The sequence below is a fragment of the Mycobacterium sp. PTI7 genome (assembly GCF_056679845.1).
The window spans coordinates 293,519-312,211 of the sequence record NZ_CM155252.1 but is presented as its reverse complement, the minus strand read 5'-3'; the positions used below and the strand labels follow the sequence as shown (position 1 = coordinate 312,211).

General features: G+C 69.7%; 20 protein-coding genes. 13 read left to right on the top strand and 7 right to left on the bottom strand.

Going from position 1 to position 18,693, the window contains the following annotated elements; all coding sequences use genetic code 11:
* Positions 1–10: 10 nt before the first annotated feature.
* Entirely contained in the window at positions 11–634 is a 624-nt protein-coding gene (upp, locus tag AC1MEY_RS01520; protein WP_480228990.1) for a uracil phosphoribosyltransferase, read from the bottom strand.
* A 50-nt stretch (positions 635–684) separates the two neighbouring features.
* On the opposite strand from upp, the gene AC1MEY_RS01515 reads away from it, so the two are divergent.
* Both AC1MEY_RS01515 and AC1MEY_RS01510 read left to right on the top strand, forming a co-directional pair.
* Positions 685–981, top strand: a complete 297-nt coding sequence (locus AC1MEY_RS01515) for a type VII secretion target (RefSeq protein ID WP_480228989.1) — start codon at positions 685–687, stop codon at positions 979–981.
* A 2-nt stretch (positions 982–983) separates the two neighbouring features.
* A complete protein-coding gene (locus AC1MEY_RS01510) occupies positions 984–2,069 on the top strand; it encodes a C40 family peptidase (protein ID WP_480228988.1) in 1,086 nt (361 codons plus the stop codon).
* A gap of 5 nt (positions 2,070–2,074) precedes the next feature.
* On the opposite strand, the gene AC1MEY_RS01505 is transcribed toward AC1MEY_RS01510, so the two are convergent.
* A complete protein-coding gene (locus tag AC1MEY_RS01505) occupies positions 2,075–3,073 on the bottom strand; it encodes a zinc-binding alcohol dehydrogenase family protein (RefSeq protein ID WP_480228987.1) in 999 nt (332 codons plus the stop codon).
* 214 nt (positions 3,074–3,287) lie between these two features.
* Between AC1MEY_RS01505 and AC1MEY_RS01500 the strand changes: the two genes are divergently transcribed.
* The 3 genes from AC1MEY_RS01500 to AC1MEY_RS01490 all read left to right on the top strand — a co-directional run bounded on the left by AC1MEY_RS01500 (position 3,288) and on the right by AC1MEY_RS01490 (position 6,108).
* Complete coding sequence (locus tag AC1MEY_RS01500) at positions 3,288–3,680, top strand: winged helix-turn-helix transcriptional regulator (protein ID WP_480228986.1); 393 nt, start codon at positions 3,288–3,290, stop codon at positions 3,678–3,680.
* Between the two features lie 291 nt (positions 3,681–3,971).
* Positions 3,972–5,225 carry a protein export chaperone SatS gene (gene satS / locus AC1MEY_RS01495; RefSeq protein ID WP_480228985.1) on the top strand — a complete coding sequence of 418 codons (1,254 nt, stop codon included), beginning with the start codon at positions 3,972–3,974 and terminating at the stop codon, positions 5,223–5,225.
* Positions 5,226–5,283: 58 nt separating this feature from the next.
* Complete coding sequence (locus tag AC1MEY_RS01490) at positions 5,284–6,108, top strand: alpha/beta fold hydrolase (protein WP_480228984.1); 825 nt, start codon at positions 5,284–5,286, stop codon at positions 6,106–6,108.
* Here the strand turns inward: AC1MEY_RS01490 and AC1MEY_RS01485 are convergent.
* Genes AC1MEY_RS01485 through AC1MEY_RS01475 form a run of 3 tightly spaced genes read right to left on the bottom strand, consistent with a single transcriptional unit; the run spans position 6,105 to position 8,955 of the window.
* Positions 6,105–7,193 carry an adenosine deaminase gene (locus tag AC1MEY_RS01485; protein ID WP_480228983.1) on the bottom strand — a complete coding sequence of 363 codons (1,089 nt, stop codon included), beginning with the start codon at positions 7,191–7,193 and terminating at the stop codon, positions 6,105–6,107. The two genes, AC1MEY_RS01490 and AC1MEY_RS01485, sit on opposite strands and share 4 nt — an antisense overlap.
* Positions 7,190–8,509, bottom strand: a complete 1,320-nt coding sequence (locus tag AC1MEY_RS01480; RefSeq protein WP_480228982.1) for a thymidine phosphorylase — start codon at positions 8,507–8,509, stop codon at positions 7,190–7,192. The genes AC1MEY_RS01485 and AC1MEY_RS01480 overlap by 4 nt, the downstream gene beginning before the upstream one ends.
* Positions 8,506–8,955 carry a cytidine deaminase gene (locus tag AC1MEY_RS01475; protein WP_480228981.1) on the bottom strand — a complete coding sequence of 150 codons (450 nt, stop codon included), beginning with the start codon at positions 8,953–8,955 and terminating at the stop codon, positions 8,506–8,508. The genes AC1MEY_RS01480 and AC1MEY_RS01475 overlap by 4 nt, the downstream gene beginning before the upstream one ends.
* Positions 8,956–9,166: 211 nt before the next feature.
* Here AC1MEY_RS01475 and sdhC point away from each other — a divergent pair, with 211 nt between their 5' ends.
* Genes sdhC through AC1MEY_RS01455 form a run of 4 tightly spaced genes read left to right on the top strand, consistent with a single transcriptional unit; the run spans position 9,167 to position 12,671 of the window.
* Entirely contained in the window at positions 9,167–9,595 is a 429-nt protein-coding gene (sdhC, locus tag AC1MEY_RS01470; RefSeq protein WP_480228980.1) for a succinate dehydrogenase, cytochrome b556 subunit, read from the top strand.
* Between the two features lie 59 nt (positions 9,596–9,654).
* Positions 9,655–10,074, top strand: coding sequence for a succinate dehydrogenase hydrophobic membrane anchor subunit (locus AC1MEY_RS01465; protein ID WP_480231253.1), 420 nt, complete (start codon positions 9,655–9,657; stop codon positions 10,072–10,074).
* Positions 10,075–10,110: 36 nt separating this feature from the next.
* Complete coding sequence (sdhA, locus tag AC1MEY_RS01460) at positions 10,111–11,889, top strand: succinate dehydrogenase flavoprotein subunit (RefSeq protein ID WP_480228979.1); 1,779 nt, start codon at positions 10,111–10,113, stop codon at positions 11,887–11,889.
* Positions 11,890–11,894: 5 nt separating this feature from the next.
* Positions 11,895–12,671, top strand: coding sequence for a succinate dehydrogenase iron-sulfur subunit (locus tag AC1MEY_RS01455; RefSeq protein ID WP_480228978.1), 777 nt, complete (start codon positions 11,895–11,897; stop codon positions 12,669–12,671).
* Positions 12,672–12,780: 109 nt separating this feature from the next.
* On the opposite strand, the gene AC1MEY_RS01450 is transcribed toward AC1MEY_RS01455, so the two are convergent.
* On the bottom strand, positions 12,781–12,918 hold the full coding sequence (locus AC1MEY_RS01450; RefSeq protein WP_480228977.1) for a hypothetical protein: 138 nt from the start codon (positions 12,916–12,918) through the stop codon (positions 12,781–12,783).
* Positions 12,919–13,322: 404 nt separating this feature from the next.
* Here AC1MEY_RS01450 and AC1MEY_RS01445 point away from each other — a divergent pair, with 404 nt between their 5' ends.
* Entirely contained in the window at positions 13,323–13,889 is a 567-nt protein-coding gene (locus AC1MEY_RS01445; protein WP_480228976.1) for a carboxymuconolactone decarboxylase family protein, read from the top strand.
* On the opposite strand, the gene AC1MEY_RS01440 is transcribed toward AC1MEY_RS01445, so the two are convergent.
* Positions 13,840–14,766 carry a sigma-70 family RNA polymerase sigma factor gene (locus AC1MEY_RS01440; RefSeq protein WP_480228975.1) on the bottom strand — a complete coding sequence of 309 codons (927 nt, stop codon included), beginning with the start codon at positions 14,764–14,766 and terminating at the stop codon, positions 13,840–13,842. The two genes, AC1MEY_RS01445 and AC1MEY_RS01440, sit on opposite strands and share 50 nt — an antisense overlap.
* A 120-nt stretch (positions 14,767–14,886) precedes the next feature.
* Between AC1MEY_RS01440 and AC1MEY_RS01435 the strand changes: the two genes are divergently transcribed.
* The 3 genes from AC1MEY_RS01435 to AC1MEY_RS01425 are packed head-to-tail and all read left to right on the top strand — an operon-like array spanning position 14,887 to position 18,691.
* Positions 14,887–16,404, top strand: coding sequence for an APC family permease (locus tag AC1MEY_RS01435; RefSeq protein WP_480228974.1), 1,518 nt, complete (start codon positions 14,887–14,889; stop codon positions 16,402–16,404).
* 16 nt (positions 16,405–16,420) lie between these two features.
* A complete protein-coding gene (locus AC1MEY_RS01430; protein WP_480228973.1) occupies positions 16,421–17,281 on the top strand; it encodes a universal stress protein in 861 nt (286 codons plus the stop codon).
* Positions 17,282–17,341: 60 nt separating this feature from the next.
* Positions 17,342–18,691, top strand: coding sequence for an NAD-dependent succinate-semialdehyde dehydrogenase (locus tag AC1MEY_RS01425; protein WP_480228972.1), 1,350 nt, complete (start codon positions 17,342–17,344; stop codon positions 18,689–18,691).
* The last annotated feature ends 2 nt before the right edge of the window (positions 18,692–18,693 follow it).

Below are 18,693 nucleotides of genomic sequence, written 5' to 3'. Positions count from 1 at the left end.
CGGGCCCGGTTCAGCGCGGCCCGAATTGCCGATCGCCGGCGTCGCCGAGCCCCGGCAGAATGTAGGCGACGTCGTTGAGCCCCTGGTCTATCGACGCCGTCACGAGCTTGAGATCCGGCACCACCCGCTCCAGCGCCGCGATGCCCTCCGGCGCGCACACCACGCACACGGCCGTGATGTCGACGGCTCGCCGGGCCTTCAACAGCCCCAACGTGTAGGCCATCGACCCGCCCGTCGCCAGCATCGGGTCGAGCACCATCACCGGCCGCGAACTCAGATCGTCGGGCAGCGACTCGAGATACGGCGTCGGCTGCGCCGTCTTCTCGTCACGCGCCACCCCGACGAACCCGACCCGCGCCTCGGGGATCAGCGCATGCGCCTGGTCCACCATGCCCAGTCCCGCGCGCAGCACCGGCACGAGCAGCGGCGGCGCCGCCAGCCGAGAACCGGTGGTCTCGGTCAACGGGGTGCGCACGGAGATCGTCTCCGCGGCCGCATCCCGCGTCGCCTCGTACACGAGCATCAACGTGAGGTCCCGCAACGCCGCCCGGAAGCCCGCGTTGTCGGTGCGCTCGTCGCGCAACGTGGTGAGGCGCGCAGCGGCAAGGGGGTGGTCGATGACCCGGACGTCCATGCCCGGGAACCCTAATGGAACCGATCGCAGCCGGCCCGCGTCCTAACGACGTGCACGCAGACATTCCCGCGCTTCGCGAACTCGCCTCTGCCCATGCGCGCCATGCCGCCGACCTCCAGGACGTTGCGGCGCGCCTGACCGCGGTCGCGCCGCAACCGGAGGCGTTCGGCCCGATCGGGGCCCGCTTCCTCGCAGCCCTCGTCGACGCAGTCGAACGCGACTCCCGGACCGCCGCGGCCCTCGCAACCCGCCTCGTGGACGGGTCGGCGGCGGCGACGTCGACCGCCACGGCCTTCGACGACGCGGACCGGCGCGTCGACCGGGCCGTCGGATCCATCGGGGTCTGACGATGCCCAGCACGATGGCGTCGGCCCTCGCGGCGCCGCTGCACGACCTACGGGCGAGGCTCGGCACCGGCTCGGCGACGGACACCGGTCCGGCACTCGGCGCCACGCGCGACGCGCTCGCCGCGATCTCGCGCGCGACGGCCACCACGTCGACGAACGTGCCGTGGGCGGGCGCCGCCGCCGACGCGGCCCGCGACGTCACCCACGCCACCGTGGCCGGGATCGAGGCGTTGGCAGAACGCGCCGGCCACCTGGGCGCCGCGGCGACGGCCGCCTCCGACGCGGTGGCCCGCGCCCGGGCCCGCATCGACGCGATCATCGAGGAGTTCGAGGCCACCGCGGCGGCAGTCGATCCGGAGGACCCGGGTGCGCTGGAGAAGCTCGTCGCCGACGCGCGCCAGGCCCACGACGAGGCCCGTTCGGTGGTGGCGGAACTGACCGCCGAACTGGACGCGCGCGAGGCGGCCGTGCAGGCGGGCACAGCGCCGGCCCCGGCCGCATCCGGCGCGCAGGCCCCGGAACCCACCGCGACGAGTCCGGCGTCGACGACCGGCGGCGGATGGTCCGGCCTCGGGTCGGGCGCCGGGGCCGCCGCACCGCTGGCGTCGGCCGCGGCAGCCGGCCTCCGACCGGGCGCGAACGCGACGACGGCGGGCCCGAGGCGGCCCACGCCGAGCCCCGACGCGTTCGGCAGCGAGATGGGCGTCCAACTACCCGGCGGCGCGACCGCCTCCGCCCCCAACGCCGTCGCCGCCGACGCGGTGCGGCACGCCCTGACGCAGCTCGGCGTGCCCTACGACTGGGGTGGCACGACACCGGGCGTAGGCCTCGACTGCAGCGGGCTCACCCAGTGGGCGTACGGGCAGGCCGGCCTGGACCTGCCGCGGTTGGCGCAGGAGCAGGACGTCGGGGCCGCGGTCAGTCGCGACGCCCTGCGCCCCGGGGATCTCGCGGTGTGGGACGGCCACGTCGCGATGATCGTGGGCGACGGCCTGATGGTCGAGGCCGGCGATCCGGTCCAACTCTCCCCCATCCGAACCACCAACGCCGGGCAGGGTTTTCAGGGCTTCTGGCGACCGACGGCGTGAGCGTGTCAGCGGTGGACGACCACCTTGCCGACCATCCGCCCGGATTCGACGAGCCGGTGCGCCTCCCGCAGCCCGTCCGCGTCGAAGCCCGCGATGGCGGTGGTCAGGGTGGTCCTGAGGGCACCGGCATCGACCATCGCCGCCGCATCGGCGAGCAGCCGGCCCTGCGCCTCCATGTCGACGCCGAACATCGGCCGGGTGAACATCAGCTCCCAGTGCCACGCGATGCTCTTCGGCTTGAGCACCACCAGCTCCAGGCCCTCGGGCTCGTCGATGGCGGTGATGTGGCCGAAGGGCCGGACGACGTCCGCGTAGACGTCGACGTTGCCCGCGGAGTGCGGAGAGAACAGGTAGTCGACGCCGTCGGGCGCGACCTCGAGGGTCTGGTCGCGGAGGTCGTGGTGGTCGACCACGGCGTCGGCGCCCATCTCGAGCGCCCACGAACGGGAGTCGTCGCGACTGGCAGTGCCGATCACCCGCACGCCGGTGCGCTGCTTGGCCAGCTGGATCATGACGGACCCCACACCACCGGCCGCGCCCACCACCAGCAGGTCGCCGGTGGTCTCCGCCGTCATGCGGAACCGCTCGAACAGCGTCTCCCACGCGGTGATCGTGGTGAGTGGGAGCGCGGCCGCCTCGGCGAAGCTCAGCGAGGACGGCTTGCGGGCGACGATCCGCTCGTCGACGGCGTGGAACTCGCCGTTGCTCCCCTGGCGGGTGACGTCGCCGGCGTACCAGACCTCGTCGCCGACGGAGAACGTCGTCGCGTCCGAGCCGACCGCGTGCACGACGCCTGCCGCGTCGAAGCCGAGGATCGTCGGTTCACTGGACGGCTGCATGCCGGTACGCCGTTTCACGTCAACGGGATTCACCGAGACGGCCTCGACCCGGACGAGGACGTCGCGGGGCCGGAGTTCGGGGATCGGGACCACGACGTCCTGCAGCGCGTCGGGCGAGTCGATCGGCAGGCCGGCGTAGGCGCCGACCGCAGTCATCGTGGTCATGTCGTGTCGTCCTGTATCTCGTCTGGTGCCATCGGTCGTCGGTCGGGAACCCGACCGCGATCGGATGCTATGCCCGTGACGCCGGTGTCCTGCAAGGTCGGTTGCTTCCCCTGCGGGAAGCCATGCAGGTCAGCGCCAGGGACCCCCTTCGACGTTCGTGGAGCACTACGATCCAATCGAAAGCAATACTGGTCACGGGCCCGAGGGGGACGAAATGGCACGCCCATGTCCGAGCGGTGGTCACGACCACCACGACGTCTATTCCGCCACCTGCCCGTGCCGGGCGCTGCTCGATCTGCTCGCCAACAAGTGGTCGGCACTCATCATCGGCCTCCTCGACGAACACGGGCCGATGCGCTTCACTGCCGTGCAGACCGCGCTACCCGGGGTCGGCGCGAGGATGCTCACGCAGACCCTGCGTCGACTCGAGGCCGCATCCCTGGTGACGCGGACCATCTACGCCGAGGTGCCGCCGCGAGTCGAGTACGAGCTGACCGGACTCGGCGTCAGCGTCTCCGAGCCGATCGCCGCACTGCGGGCGTGGGCCGAGGACAACGTCGACCACATCGAGACGCTCAACGGAGCGTGGCTGCAGGGGCCGTCGTGACGAGCGTCACCGCCGCATCCCAAAGAACTTAAGTTCCTCTAACGACTTTCCCCACGCAACTCTCAGGTTGGCTGCGAACGATGGTGGAACACCCCGACCGCACGACACGAACATTGGAGCAACGCATGGTTCTCGGCACGAACTACCGATTCGGCGTCGGCGCGTACCTCCTGCTCGTCAGCGTCGCAGGCTGGATGTCGTCGGTGAACCGGCCCGACTCGAACGGCTCGGCGGAACGCTAGTCGCGGAGGCCGTCACCCGTGCACGAGCGACGTCGTTAGGCTGTGCCGCATGGCTGCGGAAATCGTGCCGGTTCGGCTCGGGCTGACCAAGGGCGACCTCTACACACTGTGGGCTCCGTCGTGGCGCGACGAAGACGACGAATGGCAGGGCTTCCTCGGTAAGGACGAGGACCTCTACGCCTTCGAGTCGGTCGCCGACCTGGTGGCGTTCGTCCGCACCGACACCGACAACGACCTCGTCGACCACCCCGCGTGGCCCGCGCTCGTCGAGGCGAACGCGCACCTCTGCGATCCCGAAGAGGACCACCAGTACGACCTGATCGGCGTCATCGACACCGCCGCCGAGAAGCCGACGGAGGAATCCGTCCGGTCACTGCTGCGCTCGCTGTCGATCGTCCAGGCGATCGGCTCGGTCTGCGACCTGGTGGCGGTCGCCAAGTTCTTCAACGGCAACCCGGTCCTGGGCTCGCTGGGCGGCGGCATCGAGGCGTTCGAGGGACGCCCCGGCAAGAAGCGCTGGTCCGAGATCGGCGCCGTGGTCGCCCGCGGATGGGAGTCCGTCATCGACTCCATCGACGAACTCATCAGCACGCCCGACGTCGACGCGAAGGCCGTCGGCAAGGCCGAGGTGGAACTCGCCGAGGCGGCGCCGGAACGCGAGGACGCCGACGAGCCGGTGATCGACGACGTCGTCGACACCCCCGAGGAAGAGGACGAACTCGCGGCGGTCGCGCAGGACCAGGTGCTCGGTGGCGACGAGGACTTCTGGACGCAGGTCGGCATCGATCCCGTCCGGATCATGAGCCGCGGCGGCACCTACTACACACTGCGCTGCTACCTCGGCGACAGGCCCGTGTTCCTCGGCCGCAACGGCCGCATCAGCGTCTTCGGTTCCGAGCGGGCCCTGGCCCGGTACCTCGCCGACGAGCACGAGAGCGACCTGTCCGAGCTGTCGACCTACGACGACGTCCGCACCGCGGCCACCGACGGCTCGCTGGAGATCGAGGTGACCGACGAGAACGTCTACGTGCTCACCGGTCTCGCCGACGACATCGCCGACGGGCCCGACACGATCGACCGCGAGCAGCTCGAACTCGTCGTGGAACTCCTGCGCGACGTCAGCGACTACGCCGACGACACCACCGTCGACGCCGCGCTGGACGCCGACGAGCCTCTCGGCCGCTTCGTCGCCTACGCGCTGGACCCCTCCTCGGTCACCAAGCCCGCCGGCCCGTACGCCAAGGCCGTCGCCCAGTGGGAGAAGCTCGAGAACTTCGTCGAGTCCCGGCTCCGCGCCGAGTAGTCCCGGAGCCGTCGCCCGTCGGCGATGAGTTTCGCGCCGACGGCCGGTCTGCACGGACATGACCATCACCGACGACCTCGTCTCCCGCACCCTCGACGTCCCCGGCGCACGCCTGCACTACGAGGTGCGGGGCAGCGGACCACTGCTGTTCGTGATCGGCTCCCCCATGGCCGCCGCCGAATTCGCCACGATCGCCCGCGCCATGGCCGCTGACCGCACCGTCGTGACCTACGACCCGCGCGGCTACGCGGGCAGCCCGATGGACGATCCGGACGGCCCGTCCACGGCCGAGATCCGCGCCGACGACGTCGCCGCGATCATCGACGCGATGGGCGGCGGACCCGTGGACGTGTTCGGCAGCAGCGGCGGCGCCGTCACCGGCCTGGCCCTGGTCACCCGCCACCCCGGCACGGTCCGGACCCTCATCGCGCACGAGCCGCCGCTGACGGAGCTGCTGCCCGATGCCGCCGAGCAGCGCGCCGCGACGGCGGAGATCGTCGCGACCTACCACCGCGACGGCTTCCAGGCGGCGTGGGGTCACTTCATGGCCAACGCCGGCTTCGACCTCCCCGACGGCGACGGTCCCGGCGATCAGGGCGCCCCGGAACCCTCGGGCGACCAGGCCGCCGAGTCGGCCCGGTTCTTCCTGCACGACCTGGTCTCGACGACGCAGTACGTCCCCGACGCCGAGGCGTTCCGGTCGACGTCGACCCGCGTCGTGATCGGCCTGGGCGTCGACTCGGGCCCACTGCTGACGACGCCGACGTCGCGCGCCACGGCCGAGGCGATCGGTGCCGAGCTGGCCGAGTTCCCCGGCGACCACGGTGGTTTCATGGGCATGCCGGACGCCTTCGCCGCCCGCCTGCGCGAGGTGCTGGGCTAGCCGACGAGCACGGCGTAGCGCGGCTTTATCACGTCGTCGATGATCGCCAACCGCTCGTCGAACGGGATGAAGGCCGACTTCATCGCGTTGATCGTGAACCGCTGCAGATCGGTCCAGCCGTAGCCGAACGCGTCGACGAGGTGCAGCATCTCGTGGCTCATCGTGGTGTCGCTCATCAGCCGGTTGTCGGTGTTGACGGTGACGCGGAAGCGCAGCCGGGCCAGCCGGTCGAAGGGGTGCTCCTCGATGCTCGGCGCCGCGCCGGTCTGCACGTTGCTGCTCGGGCACATCTCCAGGGGGATGCGCTTGTCCCGCAGCAGCGACGCCAGCCTGCCCAGTTCGACGGTGCCGTCGGGGTGCTCCGTCACGTCGTCGACGATCCGTACGCCGTGCCCCAGCCGGTCGGCCCCGCAGAACGCGATCGCCTCGTGGATGGACGGCAGGCCGAACGCCTCGCCGGCGTGAATCGTAAAGCGCGCGTTGTTGCCTCGCATGTACTCGAATGCGTCGAGATGGCGGGTCGGGGGGTAGCCGGCCTCGGCGCCCGCGATGTCGAAGCCCACGACGCCCCGGTCGCGGAACCTGACCGCCAGCTCGGCGATCTCCCGCGACCGCGCCGCGTGCCGCATCGCGGTGACCAGGCAGCGCACCGTGATCGGCCGGCCCTCGGCGGCCGCCGCCTTCTCGCCGTCGGCGAACCCGGCGAGCACCGCCTCGACGACGGCGTCCAGGGACAGCCCCCCGTCGATGTGCAGTTCGGGCGCGAAGCGGATCTCGGCGTAGACCACCGCGTCGGCGGCGAGGTCCTCGGCGGCCTCGCGCGCGACGCGGTGCAGCGCCTCGGGCGTCTGCATGACGCCGACGGTGTGCGCGAACGGCTCGAGGTAGCGGACCAGGGAGCCGCTGTGGGCGCGGGTGCGGAACCAGGTCGCGAGTTCCTCGACGTCGGTGGCGGGCAGGTCGTCGTAGCCGGTCTCGGCGGCGAGTTCGACGACCGTCGCGGGGCGCAGGCCACCGTCGAGGTGGTCGTGCAGCAGCGCCTTGGGTGCCTGCTGGATGGTCTCGAGTGTCAGCGGTGTGGTCACGACGGGATCCGATCGATGATGAGGGGGCCGATGTCGGGGCCCGGCTGGCCGGGGGCGACGACGTCGTAGCCGCCGTCGAGTTCGGCGACGGCGCCGCCGAACCTCTCGGGAGTATCGGTGTACAAGGTGAACAGCGCCTCCCCCGCCGCGACCGGTTCACCGGGCCTGCGGTGGACGATGACGCCCGCCCCGAACTGCACCCGGCCGCCCGGGGTCGAACGGCCCGCTCCGAGCCGCCACACCGCCAGACCCACCGCCATCGCGTCGATGTCACCCATCGTCCCACCGCGGGCGGCGGTGATGGTCTCGGAGTGGGCACCCGTCGGCAACGGTCGGGTCAGGTCGCCGCCCTGGGCGGACATTAGGGCGCGGAAGGCGTCCATCGCCGTCCCGTCGGTCAACGTGGCGGCCGGGTCCTTGCCGTCGACGCCGGCGGCCGCGAGCATCTCGCGGGCCAGGGCGACGGTGAGTTCGACGACGTCGTCGGGTCCGCCGCCCGCCAGCACGTCGAGCGACTCGGTGACCTCCACCGCGTTGCCCACCGCACGCCCCAGCGGCCGGTTCATGTCGGTGAGCAGCGCCCGCGTCGGCACCCCGTACGCGTTGCCCAGGTCGACCATCGTGCGGGCGAGTTCGCGGGCCTCCGCCTCGGTCTTGAGGAACGCGCCCCGACCGACCTTGGTGTCGAGCACCAGCGACCGGGCGCCCTCGGCGAGCTTCTTGCTCATCACCGAACTGGCGATCAGCGGTAGCGACTCGGTGGTGCCGGTGACGTCGCGCAGCGCGTAGATCTTGCGGTCGGCGGGTGCGAGGTCACCGGCGGCGAAGATCGCCGCGCCGACGTCCTGAAGCTGTTGGCGGATCCGATCTTTGGAGATCTCGGCGGTGAATCCCTCGATGGCCTCCAGCTTGTCGAGCGTGCCGCCGGTGTGGCCGAGGCCGCGTCCGGCGGCCTGCGGGACGGCGGCGCCGCAGGCCATCACCACGGGCACCAGCGGGATGGTGATCTTGTCCCCCACCCCGCCGGTGGAGTGCTTGTCGACCAACGCCAGCGGCTTGCCGTCGCGCCGCAGATCGCCGAAGTCGAACCGGGCGCCGGAGTCGATCATGGCCGACGTCCAGCGGGTGATCTCGCCGGTGGTCATGCCCTTGAGGAAGATCGCCATCAGCAGTGCCGACATCTGCTCGTCGTGCACCGCGCCGCGGGTGTAGCCGTCGATCACCCAGTCGATCTGGCCGTCCGAGAGCACTCCGCCGTCGCGCTTCGTGCGGATGACGGTGGGGGCGTCGTGCGCCTCGAACGCGAACTCGGTCATGGTGTTTGATCTTCGCGCAGCACGCGCTCGAGGTCGTGCGGGCCGAACGCGTCGGGCAGCAGTTCGCGCAGCGCCCGGGGGCCTGCGGGATGGTCGATCAGCATGTCCGGTCCGCCGTGTTCCAGCAGCAGTTGTCGGCACCGTCCACACGGCATCAGCGGGGTGCCCCTCGCGTCGACGCACGCCAGCGCCAGCAGGCGGCCACCACCCCCGGAGTGCAGGGCCGAGACCACTGCGCACTCGGCGCAGAGACCCAGACCATATGAGACATTCTCCACATTGCATCCGACGACGATCCGGCCATCGGCGGTGAGGGCGGCCGCGCCGACCGGAAAGCGGGAGTAGGGCGCATAGGCCGACCGTGACACCTCGACGGCGTTGTCGCGCAACGACTTCCAGTCGATCTGCAGGTCACTGCCAGCCGTTTGGCTGCGTTCTGAATCCATTCCGAAGCCCCCGTCTCGCGTGCCGAACGGTCAGATAGGCAACCCTAACTCGGCGTTCATCAGGACTATCCGGCCGTTCACGCTAGTTCTAAGAGAAGGACTTTTGGGATTAGAGTCGCGAACAGGTAAGGGCTGGTGTCGCAGCCGATTGAAGCACCCGATCGGCCGCCTCGCAGCACACACGTCCACCGATGGCGTTGGAGGTCTTCAGATGAGTACAGCAACAACCGCGGATTCGGCCATCGAGGCACCGCGGTCGTCGCCGCCAAAGCGGCGCACGCTCTATCGCGGCGACCCCGGCATGTGGTCCTGGGTCCTGCACCGGATCACCGGCGCGACGATCTTCTTCTTCCTCTTCGTGCACGTGCTCGACACCGCCCTGGTGCGGGTCAGCCCGGAGGCCTACAACCAGATCATCGAGACCTACAAGACGCCGATCATCGGACTGATGGAGGCCGGTCTCGTCGTCGCGGTGCTCTATCACGCACTGAACGGCATCCGCGTCATCCTCATCGACTTCTGGCAGCACGGACCCAAGTACCAGCGCAAGATGCTGTGGGTCGTCCTCGCCATCTGGATCGCGGGCATCATCGGCTCGCTCGGAGTGATCGGCATGCACATGGCGGAGCGTTTCCTGTGAGCCCCTCGGTGGAGAACCCCTACGACCACGTGACCGAGCGCGGCGGCGAGGCGCCGGTCATGCAGCGCAGCTTCGACCGTCCCGCCGGACTGGACAACCCGCGCGCACCGCGGACGCGCGGCGCCATGCCGAACTTCGAGAAGTACACCTGGCTGTTCATGCGGTTCTCCGGCCTGGTGCTGGTGTTCCTGGCGCTCGGCCACCTCTTCATCATGTTGATGTGGGAGAACGGCGTGTACCGGATCGACTTCAACTACGTCGCCGAGCGCTGGGCCTCCCCGTTCTGGCAGACCTGGGACCTGCTGCTGCTGTGGCTGGCCCAGTTGCACGGCGGCAACGGGATGCGCACGATCATCGCCGACTACACCCGCAAGGACTCAACCAAGTTCTGGCTCAACAGCCTGCTGGCGCTGTCGATGATCTTCACGCTGGTGCTCGGCACGTACGTGCTGTTGACGTTCGACGCGAACATCGCCTAGCAGGACGACGGAAATGCAACGGATGGAGTCGAGAACATGTTGATCGAACACCGCTACGACGTCGTCATCGTGGGTGCGGGTGGCGCAGGAATGCGCGCCGCCGTCGAAGCCGGCCCCCGGGCCCGCACGGCCGTGCTGACCAAGCTGTACCCCACGCGCAGCCACACCGGCGCGGCGCAGGGCGGCATGTGCGCCGCACTGGCCAACGTCGAGGACGACAACTGGGAGTGGCACACCTTCGACACCGTCAAGGGCGGCGACTACCTCGCCGACCAGGACGCAGTCGAGATCATGTGCAAGGAAGCCATCGACGCCGTCTACGACCTCGAGAAGATGGGCATGCCGTTCAACCGGACGCCCGAGGGTCGCATCGACCAGCGCCGCTTCGGCGGGCACACCCGTGACCACGGCAAGGCCCCCGTCCGACGTGCCTGCTACGCCGCCGACCGCACCGGCCACATGATCCTGCAGACGCTGTACCAAAACTGCGTCAAGCACGACGTCGAGTTCTTCAACGAGTTCTACGCCCTGGACCTCGTCCTGTCCGAGACGCCGGGTGGCCCCGTCGCCACCGGCATCGTCGCCTACGAGCTGGCGACCGGTGACATCCACGTCTTCCACGCCAAGGCGATCGTCTTCGCCACCGGCGGGTCGGGCCGGATGTACAAGACCACCTCCAACGCGCACACCCTGACCGGTGACGGCCTGGGCATCGTGTTCCGCAAGGGACTTCCGCTGGAGGACATGGAGTTCCACCAGTTCCATCCGACGGGTCTGGCCGGCCTGGGCATCCTGATCTCCGAGGCCGTGCGCGGCGAGGGCGGTCGGCTGCTCAACGCCGACGGCGAACGGTTCATGGAGCGCTATGCGCCGACCATCGTCGACCTCGCGCCCCGCGACATCGTGGCCCGGTCGATGGTGCTCGAGGTCCTCGAAGGCCGCGGCGCCGGACCCAACAAGGACTACGTCTACATCGACGTGCGTCACCTCGGCGCCGACGTGCTCGAGGCGAAGCTGCCCGACATCACCGAGTTCGCCCGCACCTACCTGGGCGTCGACCCCGTCACCGAACTGGTGCCGGTGTACCCGACGTGTCACTACGTCATGGGTGGCATCCCGACCACCGTCCACGGCCAGGTGCTGCGCGACAACAACTCGGTGGTGCCCGGTCTGTACGCCGCCGGTGAGTGCGCGTGCGTCTCGGTGCACGGCTCCAACCGCCTGGGCACCAACTCGCTGCTGGACATCAACGTGTTCGGCAGGCGTGCGGGCATCGCCGCCGCCGACTACGCGGCGGGACACGACTTCGTCGACATGCCGGAGACGCCCGCGAACATGGTGACGTCCTGGGTGGGCGACATCCTGTCCGAGCACGGCAACGAGCGCGTCGCCGACATCCGCGGTGCGCTGCAGCAGTCGATGGACAACAACGCCGCGGTGTTCCGCACCGAGGAGACCCTCAAGCAGGCGATGACCGACATCCACTCCCTCAAGGAGCGGTACGCGCGAATCACCGTGCAGGACAAGGGCAAGCGCTACAACAGCGACCTGCTCGAGGCCATCGAACTCGGGTTCCTGCTGGAGCTGGCCGAGGTCACCGTTGCCGGTGCGCTGAACCGCAAGGAGTCCCGCGGCGGTCACGCCCGCGAGGACTACCCGAACCGCGACGACACCAACTACATGCGCCACACCATGGCGTACAAGGTGATCGAGAAGACCGACTCCGACGGAGCCACCGACCTCCTGTCCGACATCCGCCTGGACTACAAGCCCGTGGTGCAGACGCGATACGAGCCGATGGAACGGAAGTACTGACCCACATGAGCGCACCCGTCATGGACAAGGTCGATCAGGCGGAGCCGCCCGTGCCCGAGGGCGCGGTGATGGTCACGCTGAAGATCGCGCGGTTCAACCCGGACGATCCGGACGGCGCCGGCTTCCAGAGCTTCCGCGTGCCGTGCCTGCCGACCGACCGGCTGCTCAACCTGCTGCACTACGCCAAGTGGTACCTCGACGGCACGCTGACGTTCCGCCGGTCGTGCGCGCACGGCGTCTGCGGGTCCGACGCGATGCGCATTAACGGTGTGAACCGGTTGGCGTGCAAGGTGCTCATGCGCGACCTGCTGCCCAAGAAGGCCGGAAAGCAGCTCACCATCACGATCGAGCCGATCCGCGGCCTGCCCGTGGAGAAGGACCTCGTGGTCGACATGGAGCCCTTCTTCGACGCGTACCGCGCCGTGAAGCCGTTCCTGATCACCAGCGGCAACGAGCCGACGCGTGAACGGGTGCAGAGCCAGACCGACCGCGCCCGCTTCGACGACACCACCAAGTGCATCCTCTGTGCGTGCTGTACGACGAGCTGCCCGGTGTTCTGGAGCGAGGGTTCGTACTTCGGCCCCGCGGCGATCGTCAACGCGCACCGGTTCATCTTCGACAGCCGTGACGAGGCCGCCGCCGAACGTCTCGACATCCTCAACGAGGTCGACGGGGTGTGGCGCTGCCGCACGACGTTCAACTGCACCGAGTCCTGCCCCCGCGGCATCCAGGTGACCAAGGCGATCCAGGAAGTCAAGCGCGCGCTGCTCTTCGCCCGCTAGTTCCTCCTCCGGCGAGCGTGTGGTGCGGGGCATCTCCTCCGGCGAGCGTGCGTGTCTGCGGGCGACACGCCGGACGCAGACCTGACATCGCGCACGCTCGCGGGCTCGGTCAGAAGGCCAGCTGCCACGTGACGAGTTCGAGGATCGCATAGGGTCCCGCCGCGAGCACGCCCAGCACCGCCACGACGCCGACGGTCTTCGTCGTGCGGAAGGTGAGCGCACCGACGAGCGTGACGAGGGCGACCACCGCGGCGACGACGCTGGTACCCGCGGCCAGTTGCCCGGCCGACCGTCGAAGCCGGCGGGCAGCTCACCGTTCTCGAACTTCGACGCGTAGTTGGTGTCGCCGAGCACGGCGAAGATCTGCAGGTAGGCGATGGCGATGGACGCCAACGCGACGAGCGCCAGCACGTTCGCCACCGCGCCACGCGAGTCCTTTGTCGTCCAGGCACGTGGTCGTTCTTCGAGGTCCATCCGTCGAGATTCGCGTAGCCGCACGGCATCCACATCCGTAGGAATACTCGGCGCCGTCGCGCGAGCGTGCGTGAACTCGGGTTCGCGACCGGCGTGTTGCCCGCAGACACGCACGCTCGCGAAAGAAGCCCACCCACGCCGCTGTCACGGATCGGGGGGCTGCCTCGTCATCGCTACATGACACCGAGAATCCCTCCCCTGCCCCGCACCGACGCTCCCCTGCGCACCCGCCTGATGTGGTGGTACGCGCGGCGGCGGTTCGGCGAGGTGCCCGAACCGTTCGCGATCACCGCCCGGCACCGCGGCCTGCTGCTCGCGGGCGCCGTCCACGAGGGACTGCTGGAGCGGGCGTCGACGGCGCTGCCCGCAAACGTGCGCGAGATCGCCGTCTACTGGACCGCACGCACCGTCGGCTGCTCGTGGTGCGTGGACTTCGGCACCATGCTGATCCGCCTCGACGGCCTCGACGTCGAGCGGCTGTCGCACATCGACGACTACGCCACCTCGCCCGCGTACTCCGACGACGAGCGCGCTGCGATCGCCTACGCCGACGCGATGACCACCGACCCGCGCGGGATCACCGACGAGCAGGTCGCCGATCTGCGCCGGCGGTTCGGCGACGACGGCGTGATCGAACTGACCTACCAGATCGGCGTCGAGAACATGCGGGCCCGCACGAACAGCGCGCTCGGCATCACCGAGCAGGGCTTCGCGACGGGCGACGCCTGTCGGGTGCCGTGGTGAACTTGTCCGGGTTGGCGACGTCCCAGATGGCGGACACCAATCCGTCGCGCACCGTCAGCGCCTGGATGCGGGGCGTCACGGCGGGCCACTCCTCGGTGGCGCCGACGCCGCGGGTGTAGAGCCCGAGATCGCCGTTGACGCGCACCAGTTCGGCCGCCTCGAACAGCCGCGGGCCGTAGCGCGCCACCAGCCCGAGGACGAAGCGCCCCACCTTGTCGGGACCGTGGATGACGCGGGCGGCCGTGGGTGCCCTGCGGTTCGAGTCGCCGGTGAACGTGACGTCCGGGTGCAGCAGCGCGACGACCGCGGCGAGGTCGCCCGACGCCATCGCCGCCATCAGCCGGCCGACCACCTCGTCGTGCGTGCCGTCGCGGGCGGGCACCTCGGCGCCGGCCACCGCACGGCGCGCACGGGACGCAAGCTGGCGGGCGGCGGCGTCGCTCACCTCGAGGACGGCGGCCACGTCGGCGAACGGAACGCCGAAGCCGTCGTGCAGCACGAACGCGACCCGTTGATCCGGGGTGAGCCGGTCCAGGACGACCATCGCGGCGAACCGGGCGTCCTCGTCGGCGACGACCGTCGTCAGCGGATCCGACCCGCGGAGCGGTGTCACCACCGGTTCGGGCAGCCACTGCCCGACGTACGCCTCCCGGCGGCGCGCGGCCGACTTGAGCCGGTCCAGGCCGAGCCGGCTGACGACGGTGGTGAGCCACGCACCGAGGTCGGCGATGCCGTCGCGGCAGTCGCCCAGGCCGTGCCACCGCAGCCAGGCGTCCTGCACGGCGTCCTCGGCGTCGGCGTAGGTGCCCGTCAGCCGGTAGGCGACGGCGAGCAGGTGCGGCCGCCATCGTTCGAAGTCGTCGACCCGGGTGGTCACCTCACCAGAATAATGTCAGCAAACATCCCGCACAACGGATTCCGTCGCCGGGTTACCCCTGAGAAAACAAATCAGTGGTATCGACCCACGAAAACGGCCCAAACCGTATATTCAGCGACCATGGCAATCGCTGAACCGCCGGTGCCGCCCGTCACGGCCGTCACCGGCAAGGGTCTTCAGGCAGGGGCGCTGGGACTCGTCGGGAACGTCGTCATCGGCCTCGCCGCCGTCGCGCCCGCCTACAGCCTCGCCGCGACGCTCGGCTACGTGGTGCTGGCCGTCGGCGAGAAGGCGCCGTCGATGTTCCTGCTGGCGTTCATCCCGATGCTCCTGGTGGCTTTCGCCTACAAGGAGCTGTCGCAGGACACGCCGGACTGCGGCACCACCTTCACCTGGGGCACCAAGGCGTTCGGCCCGTGGATCGGATGGATCGGCGGCTGGGGTCTGGCCGTCTCGGCGATCATCGTGCTCGCCAACGTCGCCGAGGTCGCGGCGATCTACCTGTTCAAGTTCCTCGGTCAGGACGCACTCGCCGAGAACCTGTGGGCCAAGGTCGCGCTCGGCTCGTTCTTCATCATCTCGATGACGTTGGTGAGCGCGCGCGGCGTCGCGGTCTCGGAGAAGATGCAGAACGTCCTCATCGCGATCCAGTTCGGCGTGCTGGTCATCGCGAGCATCATCGCGCTCGTCCGCGTGTTCACCGGTACCGCAGGGGCGCAGGCGGTCTCGCCGCAGCTGTCGTGGCTGTGGCCGTCGGGACTGGACATGTCGTCGATCGCCGCCGCGATCATCCTGTGCATCTTCATCTACTGGGGCTGGGACGCCTGTCTTGCCGTCGGCGAGGAGACCAAGGACCCCGGCAAGACACCGGGCATCGCCGCGGTCGTCACGACGCTGATCCTGGTGTGCACCTACGTCCTGGTCGCCTACGCGATCCAGTCCTTCGCCGGCTTCGGCGAGGTCGGCATCGGGCTCAACAACCCCAACAACACCGACGACGTGCTGACGGTGCTCGGCCGTCCCGTGGCGGGCCCGATCCTCGCGTCGCTGCTGCTGCTGACGGTGTCGGTGTCGGCGCTGTCGTCCACGCAGACCACGATCCTGCCGACCGCCCGCGGCACGCTGTCGATGGCCGTCTACGAGGCCCTGCCCAAGCGGTTCGCCAGCGTGCACCCCAAGTACATGACGCCTGCGTTCGGCACGATCGTGATGGGGTGTGCGGCACTGTTCTTCTACCTGGTGCTGACGTTCCTGTCGGAGAACGCACTGGCGGATTCCGTCGCTTCGCTGGGCCTGGCCGTCGCCTTCTACTACGGCGTCACCGCCTACGCCTGCGTGTGGTACTTCCGCAGGACGCTGTTCACCTCGGTGCGAAACCTCTTCTTCCGCGGCATCTTCCCGCTGCTGGGTGCGATCGCGATGACGCTGGCGTTCGGCAAGAGCGCCTACGACATGATGGCGCCCGACTACGGCTTCACCGCCTTCGGGCCGCTCGGCGGGGTCTTCGTGCTCGGCGTGGGCATGCTGGTGCTCGGCATCCCGCTGATGCTCGCCTGCTTCGCGTTCGGCACGAAGCGGTTCTTCCGTGGCGAGACGCTGAACGCCTCGACCGAGGTCAAGGTCCCGGACACCTACTGATCCCTTGGGAGAGAAGATGCATCTGACCGTTGGCTACCTGGCCACCCCGACCGGCGACGACGGCGTCGCGCTGGCGACCGCGCTGGCCAAGACCTTCGACGCCACCGTGGACGTCCTGCTGGTGGTGCGCGAGGAACTGCCCGACGGCCACCCTGGCCGCGGCGAGTACCAGCAGCTGCTCGTCGACCGTGGCAATACCTGGGCGGCTCAGGCGGTCTCGACGCTTCAGGCGTCGGGCGTCACGGCGGCGGGCACGGTCACCGTCGGCGAGTCGTTCGCGCAGTCGCTCATCGGGTTCGCCGAGGAGAAGTCCTCCGACCTGATCGTCGTCGGCGGTGCCCGCGACGGCTTCTTCGGCGGCCACACCGTCGGACCGGTCACCGGTGCGCTGCTGCACTCCTCGCCCATCCCCGTCGCGCTGGCACCCCGCGGCTACGCCGACGATCCCGACGACGCGTTCACGTCGGTCACCGCGGCCGTGCCCACCCGGCCGGGCGACGACAACCCGCTGCCGTTCGCGCTGACCCTCGCAAGTGCCGGCGGCATCGGCATCCGCATGCTGTCGCTGGTGTCGGCGGAGAACCTGGCCGAGGCCGACAGCGCGCGCGCCGTCCGGCAGCTGCAGGTGACCGCGGCCGAGGAGAACCTCGCGGTGGCGGCCCGCACGCTGCCCGACGCCCCCGAGATCGAATCACTGGTCGCCGACGGCATGACGCTGGAATCGGCGCTGAAGAAGCTCAACTGGGACGACGGCGACCTACTCGTCGTCGGGTCCAGCAGGTTCGCCGCGCCGCGGCGGATCTTCCTGGGATCGACGGCGGCGCGAATCCTCGCCGGCGTCGACGTCCCGGTCATCGTCATCCCCAAGGGCGAGTAGACAGGAGGGACGGGGCGCCCCGCGCGGCCCGTCCGACACGACACGAGGAGTGAATTCGCAATGAGCACGTCCCTGTACGCGGTGGTCGACCCATCGACGGGCGAGTTGGTCCAGGAGTACCCGACTGCCACCGACGAGCAGATCGAGCAGGCCGTCGCCGCCGCCGCGAAGGCGCACCGCGAGTGGTCGCGCCCCTCGACGGTCGCCGACCGCGCCGCGCTGATCCGCAAGGTGGCGCAGCTGCACACCGAGCGCAAGGAGGAGCTGGCCAAGATCATCCAGCGCGAGATGGGCAAGCCGCTCGACCAGTCGATCGGCGAGGTCGAGTTCAGCGCCGCCATCTACGAGTACTACGCCGACCACGCGGAGAAGTTCCTCGCCGACGAGCCGATCGACCTGCTCGAGGGCGAGGGCTCGGCGCTGATCCGCCGCAGCTCCGTCGGCGTGCTGCTGGGCATCATGCCGTGGAACTACCCGTACTACCAGGTGGCGCGGTTCGCCGGGCCGAACCTGGTGCTGGGCAACACGATCGTGCTCAAGCACGCGCCGCAGTGCCCCGAGTCGTCGGCCGCACTGGAGCAGATCTTCCGCGACGCCGGCTACCCCGAGGGCGCATACGTCAACGTGTACGCGACCAACGAGCAGATCGCCGAGGTGATCGCCGACCCACGCGTGCAGGGCGTCTCGCTGACAGGCTCGGAGCGCGCCGGTGCCGCCGTCGCCGAGATCGCCGGCCGCAACCTGAAGAAGGTGGTGCTCGAACTCGGCGGCTCCGATCCGTTCATCGTGCTCTCCGCCGCCGACCTCGACGAGACCGTCGACGCGGCGATCGACGGCCGGTTCGAGAACACCGGGCAGGCGTGCAACGCGGCCAAGCGCATCATCGTCGCCGAGGACATCTACGACGACTTCCTCGACAGGTTCACCAAGAAGGTGCTGCAGAAGGCCGACGGCCTGGCGCCGCTGTCCTCGGTGGCGGCCGCGGACCGGCTCGACGAGCAGGTGAAGCGTGCCGTCGACGACGGTGCGACGCTGGTGTCCGACGGACAGCGCAACGGCGCGTTCTTCCCGCCCGGCGTGCTGACCGGCGTGTCCCCCGACTCGCCGAGCTACCGCGAGGAGCTGTTCGGCCCCGTGGCGACGGTGTTCAAGGTGGCCGACGAGGCGCAGGCCGTCGAACTGGCCAACGACACCCCGTTCGGCCTGGGCTCCTACGTGTACACCACCGACGACGAGCAGGCCAAGCGCGTCGCCGACAAGATCGAGGCGGGCATGGTGTTCGTCAACGCCGTCGGCGCCGAGGGCGTCGAGTTGCCGTTCGGCGGGGTGAAGCGGTCCGGCTTCGGTCGTGAACTGGGTCGCTTCGGCATCGACGAATTCGTGAACAAGAAGCTCATCCGCATCGCCTAGGT